Origin of the sequence: Glaciimonas sp. PCH181 (assembly GCF_003056055.1) — a bacterium.
Taxonomy (GTDB): Bacteria; Pseudomonadota; Gammaproteobacteria; order Burkholderiales; family Burkholderiaceae_D; genus Glaciimonas.
Window position 1 is genome coordinate 1269992 of record NZ_PYFP01000001.1, and the last position, 12667, is coordinate 1282658.

At 48.0% G+C, this 12667-nt stretch carries 11 protein-coding genes; 1 reads left to right on the plus strand and 10 read right to left on the minus strand.

Going from position 1 to position 12667, the window contains the following annotated elements; all coding sequences use genetic code 11:
- Together C7W93_RS05755 and ppsA are read right to left on the minus strand one after the other, a co-directional pair.
- Positions 1–468: an NfeD family protein gene (locus C7W93_RS05755; RefSeq protein WP_108439161.1), complete on the minus strand. Its 468-nt coding sequence runs from the start codon at positions 466–468 to the stop codon at positions 1–3.
- Positions 469–607: 139 nt separating this feature from the next.
- On the minus strand, positions 608–3016 hold the full coding sequence (ppsA, locus tag C7W93_RS05760; RefSeq protein WP_108439162.1) for a phosphoenolpyruvate synthase: 2409 nt from the start codon (positions 3014–3016) through the stop codon (positions 608–610).
- Positions 3017–3316: 300 nt separating this feature from the next.
- On the opposite strand from ppsA, the gene C7W93_RS05765 reads away from it, so the two are divergent.
- A complete protein-coding gene (locus C7W93_RS05765; RefSeq protein ID WP_108439163.1) occupies positions 3317–4162 on the plus strand; it encodes a pyruvate, water dikinase regulatory protein in 846 nt (281 codons plus the stop codon).
- A 56-nt stretch (positions 4163–4218) separates the two neighbouring features.
- On the opposite strand, the gene C7W93_RS05770 is transcribed toward C7W93_RS05765, so the two are convergent.
- From C7W93_RS05770 to bamA, 8 genes are all read right to left on the minus strand, one after another.
- Positions 4219–5013, minus strand: a complete 795-nt coding sequence (locus C7W93_RS05770; protein ID WP_108439164.1) for an RNA methyltransferase — start codon at positions 5011–5013, stop codon at positions 4219–4221.
- Positions 5014–5212: 199 nt separating this feature from the next.
- A complete protein-coding gene (gene rnhB, locus C7W93_RS05775; RefSeq protein WP_108439165.1) occupies positions 5213–5827 on the minus strand; it encodes a ribonuclease HII in 615 nt (204 codons plus the stop codon).
- A 199-nt stretch (positions 5828–6026) separates the two neighbouring features.
- Entirely contained in the window at positions 6027–7178 is a 1152-nt protein-coding gene (lpxB, locus tag C7W93_RS05780; protein ID WP_255419148.1) for a lipid-A-disaccharide synthase, read from the minus strand.
- Positions 7179–7206: 28 nt separating this feature from the next.
- On the minus strand, positions 7207–7995 hold the full coding sequence (lpxA, locus tag C7W93_RS05785; RefSeq protein ID WP_108439167.1) for an acyl-ACP--UDP-N-acetylglucosamine O-acyltransferase: 789 nt from the start codon (positions 7993–7995) through the stop codon (positions 7207–7209).
- A 6-nt stretch (positions 7996–8001) separates the two neighbouring features.
- Positions 8002–8502, minus strand: coding sequence for a 3-hydroxyacyl-ACP dehydratase FabZ (gene fabZ / locus C7W93_RS05790; protein WP_108439168.1), 501 nt, complete (start codon positions 8500–8502; stop codon positions 8002–8004).
- Positions 8489–9550: a UDP-3-O-(3-hydroxymyristoyl)glucosamine N-acyltransferase gene (gene lpxD / locus C7W93_RS05795; RefSeq protein ID WP_108439169.1), complete on the minus strand. Its 1062-nt coding sequence runs from the start codon at positions 9548–9550 to the stop codon at positions 8489–8491. Before lpxD ends, fabZ begins: the two co-directional genes overlap by 14 nt.
- A gap of 15 nt (positions 9551–9565) precedes the next feature.
- Positions 9566–10087 carry an OmpH family outer membrane protein gene (locus tag C7W93_RS05800; RefSeq protein WP_108439170.1) on the minus strand — a complete coding sequence of 174 codons (522 nt, stop codon included), beginning with the start codon at positions 10085–10087 and terminating at the stop codon, positions 9566–9568.
- Positions 10088–10146: 59 nt separating this feature from the next.
- Positions 10147–12534, minus strand: coding sequence for an outer membrane protein assembly factor BamA (gene bamA, locus C7W93_RS05805; protein ID WP_108439171.1), 2388 nt, complete (start codon positions 12532–12534; stop codon positions 10147–10149).
- Positions 12535–12667: the final 133 nt, after the last annotated feature.

A 12667-nucleotide genomic window follows, 5' to 3' on the forward strand; every position in this document is an offset into this window, starting at 1 on the left:
TTATTTATTTGAATGACTGCTCACAATTAAGTGACTGCCACGTAATTCCTGAATGATGAATTGCCCTGCGTGAGCCGGTTCTCCAGGTGCCAATTCAACATCCCACAACGCGCCACGATATTTAACTCGTGCCGTAAAAATTTCACCATTGGCCACATCGTCATTAATGCTTTTGGCTTGCCAAACATCAATATCGATGGGTTGCCCGATGTCCAAATTAACATTACGGTCTCGTGCCGCATTGACCCTACCCCGCTTACCGAAGCGACTGCGGCGAACGACTACAGTACCCGCCACCGATATAATTGCAGCGACTACAAATTGCCATTCCAAACTAATTCCAAACGATGCCGCGATGGCGCCTGCGCCCATACCCACGGCAACCATTAATAAATAAAAAGTGCCGGTAAATAATTCTGCCAAAACCAAGACGCCGCCTAGTAATAACCACCCTACCCAAGCTGCCATATATTACTCCCCCGCAATTATTTGTTACCGTAGTCTAACGCACAAATAAAAATGCGAGCATTTAAGCTCGCATTCATATTTTAAAAAATATCCAAAAACGCAGCGAATAATTATTCGCTGCGAATTATTAACATGGATATTATTGGGCTGAGGCCAATTTCTGCCAAGTATCGATAACGGTATCAGGATTAAGTGAAATCGATTCAATACCTTGTTTCATCAGCCATTCAGCAAAGTCAGGATGATCGGAAGGTCCCTGACCACAAATACCAACGTACTTGCCTTTTGCGAGGCAAGTTGCAATAACTTTACTCAACAGCGCCTTAATTGCTGGGTCACGTTCGTCAAAATCAGCGGCCAATAACTCCATTCCTGAATCACGATCCAGCCCTAAGGTTAATTGGGTTAAATCGTTGGAGCCAATGGAGAAGCCATCGAAATGTTCCAAAAATTCTTCGGCCAAAATAGCGTTAGATGGGACTTCGCACATCATGATGACGCGCAAGCCGTTTTCACCGCGCACAAGGCCATTTTTACCCAGCAAACCAATAACTTTTTCAGCTTGACCGACTGTTCGGACAAACGGCACCATTATCTCAACGTTAGTAAGGCCCATGTCCTCACGTACGCGTTTCATTGCCTGACATTCCATTTCGAATGCTTCGGCAAAATCTTTAGACAAATAACGTGCAGCGCCACGGAAACCTAGCATCGGATTTTCTTCATCCGGCTCGTAACGTGATCCACCGATGAGTTTTTTGTACTCATTCGATTTAAAGTCGGATAAACGGACAATCACTGTCTTAGGCCAGAATGCTGCGGCAATAGTCGCAATTCCTTCCGCTAGTTTGTCGACATAAAAGGCTTTTGGCGATGCATGTCCGCGTGCTACCGATTCGACAGCTTTTTTCAGATCGGCATCGATATTGGGGTATTCGAGAATCGCCCGAGGATGTACACCGATATTGTTATTGATGATGAATTCAAGACGCGCTAAACCAACACCACCGTTTGGAATCGACTGGAAGTCAAAAGCCAATTGCGGATTGCCTACATTCATCATGATTTTCAACGGCAGCTTTGGCAATTCGCCACGTGCAACTTCCGTCACTTCAGTTTCTAGCAGACCGTCGTAGATCTTGCCTTCATCACCTTCAGCGCAAGAAACTGTCACGAATGTGCCATCTTTAAGGATGTCTGTTGCATCACCGCAACCTACCACCGCCGGAACGCCTAGCTCACGCGCAATAATCGCCGCATGGCAGGTACGCCCACCACGGTTGGTGACAATCGCGGCAGCGCGCTTCATAACCGGCTCCCAATTAGGATCAGTCATATCGGCAACCAACACATCACCCGGTTGGACACGCTCCATATCGGCGGCGTCATGAATCACGCGAACCGGACCTGCACCAATTTTTTGCCCGATCGCACGACCTGTCGTCAAAACATTGCTGCTGCCTTTAAGTCTGAAACGCTGCTGCGCATCAGTTGGCTTTTCTTGTGACTTTACGGTTTCTGGACGCGCTTGCAAAATGTACAACTTGCCGTCGCGACCATCTTTGCCCCACTCGATATCCATCGGACGCTGATAATGCTTCTCGATGATAGTGGCGTATTTTGCCAGCTCAACGATTTCTGCATCGTTCAGCGAGTAGCGGTTGCGCAATTCAATCGGCACATCAACAGTACGCACGGAACGACCAGCTTTTGCTTCGCCCGTGAATTCCATCTTGATCAGTTTAGAACCGATATTGCGACGAATAATCGGTAGCTTGCCTTGCTCTAGCATTGGTTTATGAACGTAGAATTCATCCGGATTAACCGCGCCCTGCACCACTGTTTCGCCCAAGCCATAGCTTGATGTGATGAACACAACATCCTTGAAACCGGACTCAGTATCCAAAGTGAACATAACGCCCGCCGCGCCGACATCCGAACGTACCATGCGCTGCACGCCTGCTGACAGAGCAACTTCAGCGTGCGTGAAACCTTTATGCACGCGATATGAAATCGCACGGTCGTTATACAACGATGCAAATACATGCTTCATTGCCTCAAGTACGTTTTCGATACCAACAACATTGAGGAAAGTCTCTTGCTGACCGGCAAACGATGCATCAGGCAAATCCTCAGCAGTAGCTGAAGAACGCACGGCAAACGACATCTCGCTGGAAGAATCGGCAACCAGACGCTGATAGGACTCTTGAATTTCTTGCTCAAGGCGAGGTTGAAATGGGGTTGCAACAATCCACTCACGAATTTCTGCACCGGCTTGCCCCAACGCCCGCACGTCTTCAATATCTAATGTTTCAAGACGATCTGCAATACGCTGCGCCAGCGATAGGCCGCCATTTGCACTGTATGACAAAAAATCCCGAAAAGCTTGTGCTGTAGTAGCAAAGCCACCCGGCACACGCACACCAGCCGAAGCAAGCTGGCTGATCATTTCACCCAGTGATGCGTTTTTTCCGCCAACGGAATCAACATCCGTCATTCGCAAATTTTCAAAAGGAGCGACGTAAGCGGCCCCCTGGGAAGCACCCATCTGTATTGCATTGGACATAACAACCTCTAGTTTGATGATAAGAAATTTTCACAGTGCGTTCGCGCGACCTTTAGCTTTTTGTTATTCTTCGTCAGGTCAGGCATAAATTTATCCGTTGGGCGCCATTTTATTCCAATTCGGATCAGAAGTGAGCACAAGACACGTAACAGGATGTTCTAATTTAAGACATTTCCTAACGTTCGCTTGCGATTTAGTTATCATTTCTGTGGTGTACTCTAATTATCGTGATGTAATCCACAATCTCCCTTTCAAGTCATTTTTACCGGTCTTATAAACATAATGTCAGATGCCCCTACACTTCCCTTGCCAGCTGCCAATCGCACTGTTTTCTTTGTTTCCGATGGCACTGGGATTACCGCTGAAACGTTCGGACATTCGGTATTGACGCAGTTTGAGCTACGCTTTAAACAAGTGCGTCTGCCGTTTATCGATACTCTGGACAAGGCGTATGACGCCACCCGCAGGGTGAATGAAGCATTTATCACGGATGGCAAATTACCAATTGTTTTTTCAACACTGGTGAAGGCTGACCTGTCCAAAGTGATTCAGCAAGCTAAAGCAATACACATGGATTTGATCCAAACCTTTGTTGAGCCACTAGAGAAAGAATTGGGAATAAAGTCATCTCATACCATCGGACGCAGCCATAACACGGCTAATTCGGAAGAGTATAAAAACAGGATTGAAGCGATTAATTTTTCGTTGGCGCATGACGATGGCCAGTCAAATAAAAATCTGGCTGATGCAAACGTTATTTTGGTGGGGGTATCGCGCTCTGGGAAAACGCCGACAAGTTTATATCTGGCAATGCAATACGGCATTAAGGCCGCAAACTATCCATTGATTCCAGAGGATTTTGAGCGCGAAAAACTACCTAGCGGCCTAGTACCATTTAAGCAAAAGATTTTTGGCCTAACGATATTGCCAGAGCGTCTTTCAGAAATTCGTAATGAACGTCTTCCTGGCAGCAAGTATGCCGCTTTGGCGAATTGCCGCTATGAGGTGAACGAGGCGGAGGCCATGATGCGGCGGGAAGGAATACGTTGGATGTCATCCACGACAAAATCGATTGAAGAAATCGCAGCAACTATTTTGCAGGAAATCAAAACAGAGCTGGAAGGATAGATTTTAGAAAAACTCTCTCGGCTGCAGGCAACGCAATCATTGCAGCCGTAATTCTTTTAACTTATCTCAAGCTGCGTTTGCCGCACTTGTTCAAAAAAACAAATCGCGGCCGCAGCCGCAACGTTCAGCGATTCCATTTCGCCCAGATGCGGAATCACTACCTGGTGACTAGACCGCGCCAATAAATCCTCAGCAACGCCCTGCCCTTCATGACCGAACAACCAAGCAACGGGCGCTTTCAGATCGGCCTGAAATATGCTTTTTTCGGCATAAGAACTAGTTGCAAGAACAGGTATTTGCGTATCGGAGACTAGTGCTAAAAGATCCACATTCTCAAAAATCTGCAATAAGAAATGGGCACCCATGCCGGCCCGTAATACCTTCGGCGACCAAGCGTAAACCGTTCCCGAAGAACAATAAATTTGTTTAATCCCGGCAGCAGCAGCGCTGCGCAAAATCGAACCCAGATTACCTGGATCTTGTAGGTTATCAAGTAAAACCGCGGATTGTGTAATGGTGGTCGGTTGCGAAAATTGCGGCGTGTCGATGACAAATAAAAGGCCAACGCCGTGCTCAACCTGACTAAAAATAGAAAACTGTGCGTCGGGAAAAACGACGCACTCAACCCCGCCTGCCTCACATCGTGCAATCAAAGCCGCGGCCTCGGCATGCAATAAAGCACTTTCGCTTGCAACGCACAATGCGGGAAATCCATAATGTTGCAAATAGGCCTCGGTCAAATGAACGCCATCTAACAAAGATTTACCCATCTTCCGTCGCGCTTGCGAGCGAGTGGCGAGCAATTTCAATTCTTTAAACAGAGAATTGTATGGAGAGGTAATTAGTTTCATATTTGCAAATTATAGGGAATTGGTACGCCAACATTGCCGGAGTCAACACTATGCTTACTTCAATAGAATGATATTGGAATTTTCGCAGCTAGCGATCTCTGTAGTCAGATGTAGAGCGCAAAATAGAATTTGATGCACCTTGTCCGGCGATCTAAGCCAACGATGTCAGCACCAACTATCAGCGCTCAGCAACCCAGGCTTAAAGTTTCAGCAAAGCCCGTACTGGCGCATAAGATTTGCGATGAACCGGCGATACGCCGTGGAGCCGTAACCGCTCCATGTGCAATAAGGTTGGATACCCTTTGTGCTGATCAAAAGCATATAGCGGGTACTGCTCATGCAATACGCACAACGCGCTATCACGCGCAGTTTTAGCCAGTATCGATGCCGCCGAAATTGCTTGCACCTTATCGTCGCCTTTGATGATTGCTTCCGAGCGTACCGCCATTACCGGACAACGATTACCATCAATCAGTGCTAATGTCGGCAACAACGACAAACCTTCGACGGCACGCCGCATAGCGAGCATGCTGGCCTGCAAAATATTCAGCGTATCGATTTCCTCTTCCGAACATTCGGCGATCGCCCAAGCTAAAGCGCATTCCTTGATTTGCACAGCCAATAACTCGCGCCGTTCAGCAGTCAGTTTTTTAGAGTCGCGCAAGCCCTTTATAGGACGCGCAGGGTCGAGAATTACGGCAGCGGCAAAAACCGGACCTGCCAGCGGTCCGCGACCGGCCTCATCCACGCCGCAAATGATTTCGTTAGCGTAATCGTAATCAAATAAAGGAAGATTATTAATAGAAGGTTTCAAGTAAAATCCGAACGGGTAAATATTAAAAATAAATATTGAAATCTCCTAACCGCAGAGATTATTCTTCAATATTCACCGACATCAACTTCTATTAACTCTCATCATCCGACTTATCAAACGTTTCTTAAAATACTGAGGAAACGCTCGTTAAATAATAAGTTCATTGTGACGCTGAAATATTTCAATAAAAAAATAAGAATTATTTATGTTGCTCAATGATTTTTAATACTGCTTGCGCGCTTTCATTAGCAGTATCGCGCAATAAGCTGTAATGCATGGCGGTAAAGCGCTCACGTAATCTTTCTTGATGCGGCACATCTTCCAACTGAGACCATAAAGCGTCCGCAAGCGCTTTCGGCGTCGCTGCGTGTTGCAGCAGTTCTGGCACCAAGAACTCGCGCGCCAGAATATTCGGTAGACCGATCCATGGCTGATAACTCATATGGCGCAATATTTCCCAAGTGGCACGCATCATTTTGTATGCGATAACCATTGGCTTTTTAAACAGTGCGACTTCTAGCGAAGCTGTACCGGATGCAACCAACACAGCATCCGCTGCGGCCATGGCAGCATGTGACTGCCCGTCGAGCAATTGGATTTGAACATCCCCTAAGCCAGCTTCTTTCACCAGCTCGATAAACAATCTGCGTTGTTTATCACCAGCCATCGGCGCTATAAACCGGATATTCGGGTCTCGCAACGCCAGCAATTTCGCGGCGCCCACAAAACTTACCGTGTTGTACTTTAATTCCGACATACGGCTGCCGGGCATGATTGCGACCACAGTGGCGTCAACTGGTAATGCAAGCTCCACTCGCGCCGCTATAACATCCGGCACCATGGGGATGACTTGCGCCAATGGATGACCGACATAGGTCGCCGGTATGCCAGCTTTCCGATAAATTTCTTCCTCGAATGGGAATATCACCAACATATGCGAGCCGGAGCGCGCAATCTTCTTGATGCGCCCACCTCGCCAGGCCCAAATAGAGGGACCTATAAAATGGACGGTGGGAATACCAGCCTGATTAAGCTGCGTTTCCAGGCCAAAATTAAAATCAGGAGCATCAACACCAATAAAAATGTTAGGCTTTTCAGCGAGCAAGCGATCTCGCAATGCAATTTGAATCCCTTTGAGCTCACGATAATGCGCCAGCACTTCAAACAAGCCGTTGACTGATAACTTATCCATCGCCCAATGGCTGGTAAATCCGTATTCAGCCATCTTCGGGCCACCGATGCCATACATGGATGCGTCCGGCAGATGCGGTCGCAAGCCCGATAGCAAGCGACTGGCCAGCAGGTCGCCGGAAGCTTCTCCGGCAACCATGGCAATTGAAATCGGGGGCATAACTAGGGAGTTAGACACGTTGGGCACGTCAGCGAATAATGCCACGGCTTGATGAACCTATAAATTCACGCAGCATACGAAGATACTGTGCGGAATCAGATGATTTCATTTCCTCAGCTTCTAACGCAGCCGTAGCCTCTGCTAAAGGAAGACTGGAGCGGTAAATGAGTTTGTAAGCACGCTTGATCGTCAGGATTTGTTCTCCGCTAAAACCGCGACGGCGCAGGCCTTCACTATTAATTCCTGCGGGAACAGCCCGATTACCAGCGGCGGTTACAAACGGAGGAACATCCTGACTCACTGCCGCGGTGAAGGCAGTCATTGCGTGTGCGCCAATACGACAAAATTGATGGATCGTCGTAAAGCCACCCAGCAGCACCCAATCCCCGATATGTACGTGCCCGGCCAGCGTTGCATTGTTTGCGATGACGGTGTGGCTGCCTATCTGACAATCGTGCGCCACATGCACGTAAGCCATGACCCAGTTATCATCACCGAGCCGTGTTACACCGACATCTTGGGACGTCCCGCGATTTAGTGTTACGAATTCACGGATTGTATTGCCGTCACCGATCTCCAGACGCGTTGGTTCGCCTGCATATTTTTTGTCCTGCGGTGCCGCACCGATTGAGCCAAACTGGAAAAAGTTATTGTCGCGACCAATGCTGGTATGGCCCTCGATCACCACATGGGGGCCAACTTTGGTACCGGGACCGATGGTCACGTTGGGTCCGATGATCGAATAAGCGCCAACTTCGACCGAACTATCGAGCACCGCATTCGGATCGACAACGGCAGTAGGATGAATTCTGCTCATCGGCAATTAGGCGGAAGGATTAGTCGGAGCGACCGCGGCATGTACCGGCGTTACGGCGTGACGCATGGTGCACATAAACTCTGCCTCAACGGCCAATTCGCCGTCTACGGTGGCAATCGCTTTGTATTTCCAGATACCGCGCACAACACGTAAAATTTCAACTTCAAGCTTGATCTGATCGCCCGGTTCAATCGGACGACGAAAACGCGCCTTATCAATGCCCAGAAAATACACAACGGTATTTTCATCCGGCTTGCGACCATCGCTCAAAAATGACAGCAGCGCGGCAGCTTGTGCCAGCGCTTCAATCGTCAATACACCCGGCATGACCGGTTTATTCGGGAAGTGCCCGTTGAAGAACTCTTCATTGATCGTCACGTTCTTGATCGCGGTAATCGATTTACCACTCTCCCAACTCAGCACGCGATCAACCAGTAAAAGCGGGTAGCGGTGGGGCAAATATTCTTTGATCTGACTGATGTCGAGACCGTTATTAAGACTGTTCATTATTTTTTTCTGTAAGCAGTTCGATTGTTTTTTCCAGAGTCCGGATTTTCTCACGCATAGTGCTCAAATTACGCACTAGCGCCGCTGATTTTTCCCAGTCGCGATGTTTTGCAATGGGATAGAAACCTGTGTACTGACCTGGCTCAAGAATGGAGCGCAACGCCAGCGTGCCAGCCGATACGTGCACATGATCGACGATCGTTATATGTCCATGAATCATAGCGGCACCACCGATGGAACAGTATTTACCGATCGTCGCACTGCCTGCGATTCCGACACATGCAGCAATCGCGGTGTGGGCACCGATGTGGCAGTTATGGGCAATCTGAATCTGATTGTCCAGCTTAACCCCTTCTTCGATGACGGTATCGGCTAATGCGCCACGGTCTATGGTCGTATTCGCACCGATTTCAACATCATCGCCGATCAGGACGCGGCCAGTTTGTGGAATTTTTACCCAGGCACCAGCATCGTTGGCGAATCCAAAGCCGTCAGCGCCTATGACTACGCCTGAATGAATGATACCGCGCTGACCAATTTCGCACCCTGCGTAAATGGTGACATGCGCATGCAAGCGGGTCATTGCGCCTATCGATACCGCACGACCAATCACGCACCCTGCCATGATATGCACATGTGCGCCTATCACCGCTTCAGCCTCAATCACCACATTAGCGCCAATACAGGCCGTTGCCGCTACCGATGCAGATGGATCAACGACCGCCGATGGATGAATACCGGATGGCGTTACAGGCGCATTTAGCGCAGCAAAAAATTGGGCAGTTCGCGCGAAATAGGCATAAGGATTCGCGGTGACTATACGGGCGCCCTTATAAACTGCGCTAACAACCGCATCGTCTGCCGGAGATAAAATAATCGCCGCGGCCTGACTTTGGGTAGCTTGAGATCGAAACTTGGGATTGGAGAGAAAAGTAATATGTGCCGCCGTTGCGTCGCTCAACGGCGCGATGCCGGATACCTGAATATCCGCATCGCCAATTAACTGCCCGCCCAAGCTTTCGACCAGTTGTTTCAGCCGAGTGCTCATTGTGGCCTTATGTGATTACTTGTTGAGTGCTTTCAGCACTTTATCAGTGATATCGATACGCTTGTTAGCGTAGACGGCATCCTGAAAGACGATGTCATAATTCTCGGCATCGGCAATTTGCTTGATAACTTTATTGGTACGCTCTAAGACAACTGCCAACTCTTCGTTACGACGCTGGTTCAGATCTTCTCTGAACTCGCGTTGTTTACGCTGGAAATCTTTGTCCAGATCGGCTAACTCACGTTGACGCTTCAGACGCTCTGACTCTGGAATAACTGCAGAGTCTTTATCCAATTTATCAGCCATACCCTTAAGACGTGCTGCCAAATCCTGCAAATCCTTATCGCGCTTAGAAAATTCCGCCTGAATTTTGGCATCCGCTGCTTTAGCAGGGGCCGCCTCGCGGAAAATACGCTCATTGCTCACAAAAGCGATTTTTGAGCCTTCCTGCGCATGCACAGGTGCGACTGCGGCCAAGCAAAGGGCCAGAATCGCAACCGACTTTAGCGAGGCGAATGATTTAGTTAGAGACTTCAAAGCCGTTCTCCGCTATTCAAATTAAGCATTATGCCATTCTTGTACAACTGCGCCATTTCTTAAAATCCAGTACCTAACTGGAATTGGAAATGCTGAACTTTATCAGCGACCGTTGTACCATTTATAATTTCTGTTTTAGCATTCAAAGGCATACCCCAGCTCAACTTCAGTGGGCCAATTGGGGAAACCCAACTTAAGCCGAAACCTGTTGAATACCGTAAGTCTTTGAATGACATTGGTGTTTTATCCGCAAATACTTGTCCACCATCCAGGAATGTAAACCAGCGCAGGGTCCGGTCATTCCCAGAACCTGGGAACGGGAACTGCAACTCTAGATTACCAAATATCCGCTTGGCACCACCCAATGAATCACCGTATTGATCGACCTTAGTACCAAGCGTCGAACCTTCAAAACCACGGACGGTACCAATACCACCTGCATAGTAATTCTTGAACACTGGGTATGCAGCACCACCAAGCCCTGCGCCGTAATCAACTTCACCGTTCATTGCCAGCGTTACAGCGTTGCCAAACAATGGTTGGAAATATTGATGCTGGTAACTTGCACGATAGTAACGCAGGCTACCGACAGCCGACACTTCCAGATTTGCGCGTTGATAACGACCTTTAGTCGGAACCAGTGCGCTGTCTCGACTATCGCGCTGCCAGGCTGCTGTCAGCGGGAAACTAGTCGTATCGGCAGAGCTTGGATTTACCAGGAAGCCGGTTGTAGGATCAATAGCACCGTGGCCGAAGTCAGCAACATATTGCTGATAAAGACTCGGGCTCAGGCCATCTGCATACACCTTTGTATTTTCGACACCGATACCGAAGAAAATGGTATCCAGTTCCGAGAACGGCACACCAAATTTCACATCAGTACCGACGGAACGGACTTTATAGTCACCCTGAGTGTAAACAGAGGGACTCACTGTACGCAAGTACAGATCATAAGTGCGGCTGACACCATCATCGGTGAAATACGGATTAGTTTGTGATATCGCAATGGTCCGATTGGTATGACTGGTATTAACGTCAAGACCGATCGTATTGCCACTACCAAACGCATTCTGTTGCTGAATCGAACCCGTCAGACTGACTTTATCCGTTTGCGAGAAACCAGCGCCGACCATAATGTTGCCGGTCGGTTTTTCAGTGACTGCCATCGTGACGTCAACCTGATCGGAAGTACCAGGAACCTCAGGCGTTTCGATACCGACGTCTTTGAAATAACCCAGACGGTCGACGCGATCACGCGATAACTTAATATTCGAACCGTCATACCAAGAGTCTTCAAATTGGCGGAACTCGCGACGCACTACTTCGTCACGGGTCTTCGTATTACCGACGATATTGATGTGGCGTACGTAGACGCGTTTACCCGGATCAACCACAATTGTGAATGCGACTTCTTTTTTATCCCGATCAAGGATGGGATTAGCATTCACATTAGCAAATGCATAACCAAAATTTCCAAGGCGCTCAGAAATTTTCTTAGTGGTATCTGTCAATTTCTGACCAGAGAATACATCGCCTTTTTTCAGCTGCACCAAAGACTTCAGTTCGGCTTCACGCCCAAACATTTCGCCCTCTAGTTTGACGTCGGAGACAGTGAATTTATCGCCTTCTTTAATATTTAACGTAACGTAAATATCTTTTTTATCAGGGGTAATAGAAACTTGACTGGATTCGATCTGCATTTCGATATAACCGCGGTTCAAATAATATGAACGCAAAGTCTCGATATCGCCAGCCAACTTTTCTTTCGAGTATTGATCGGCTTTGGTGTACCAAGTGAACCAGCCTGGGGAACGGAGGTTTAGCTGCTCGCGCAACTTTTTATCCGAAAACACCTTATTGCCTACAAAATTAATTTGCTTAATGCGAGAGACTTCGCCTTCATCTACTGCAAAGTTGATATTGACGCGATTCCGCTCAACTGGCGTTACCGTTGTCGTCACTTTCATTCCGTATAAGCCACGCGACAAATATTGGCGTTTGAGCTCTTGTTCAGCCCGATCTACCAATGCTTTATCGTAAATACGAGACTCACCAACACCAATTTCTTTCAATGCTTTGGTAAGTTGATCTTTATCGAATTCTTTCGTGCCCGAGAATGCGACACCGGCGATTGCCGGTCGCTCTTCGACCATGACCACTAAAACATTCCCGTCGGATTCGACGCGGACGTCTTTAAAGAAGCCGGTAGCGTAAAGCGCTTTGATCGAAGCAATCGCTTTGTCATCATCAAAGGTTTCGCCGACCCGAACAGGTAAATAATTAAAAACGGTACCAGCTTCGGTCCGTTGAATACCTTCAACCCGAATATCTTTAATAACAAAAGGCTGCACCGCCATTGCCTGTCCTGAGCAAAGGGCGAAAGCTGCGATAGCGATCAAACGACGGGGAAGAATCGACAAAGGGAAATGCTGGGAATGTAATTTCATTAGCGATCGTTTGTTATCAATGTCCTTGTCGACTATGTTGTCGGACAAGAAGAAAACCCTGGGATGCACTTTGTCATTAAAAACCATAACAAAATGCAGCACTATCGGACTATAGGACCTACACAAAACTGTT

What these genes read in the sequence shown, in the direction of transcription:
- C7W93_RS05755 (WP_108439161.1), bottom strand. Translation starts at nt 468, where the DNA reads ATGGCAGCTTGGGTAGGGTGGTTATTACTAGGCGGCGTCTTGGTTTTG.
- ppsA (WP_108439162.1), bottom strand. Translation starts at nt 3,016, where the DNA reads ATGGGTGCTTCCCAGGGGGCCGCTTACGTCGCTCCTTTTGAAAATTTG.
- C7W93_RS05765 (WP_108439163.1), top strand. Translation starts at nt 3,317, where the DNA reads ATGTCAGATGCCCCTACACTTCCCTTGCCAGCTGCCAATCGCACTGTT.
- C7W93_RS05770 (WP_108439164.1), bottom strand. Translation starts at nt 5,013, where the DNA reads ATGAAACTAATTACCTCTCCATACAATTCTCTGTTTAAAGAATTGAAA.
- lpxB (WP_255419148.1), bottom strand. Translation starts at nt 7,178, where the DNA reads ATGCCCCCGATTTCAATTGCCATGGTTGCCGGAGAAGCTTCCGGCGAC.
- lpxA (WP_108439167.1), bottom strand. Translation starts at nt 7,995, where the DNA reads ATGAGCAGAATTCATCCTACTGCCGTTGTCGATCCGAATGCGGTGCTC.
- fabZ (WP_108439168.1), bottom strand. Translation starts at nt 8,502, where the DNA reads ATGAACAGTCTTAATAACGGTCTCGACATCAGTCAGATCAAAGAATAT.
- lpxD (WP_108439169.1), bottom strand. Translation starts at nt 9,550, where the DNA reads ATGAGCACTCGGCTGAAACAACTGGTCGAAAGCTTGGGCGGGCAGTTA.
- bamA (WP_108439171.1), bottom strand. Translation starts at nt 12,534, where the DNA reads ATGAAATTACATTCCCAGCATTTCCCTTTGTCGATTCTTCCCCGTCGT.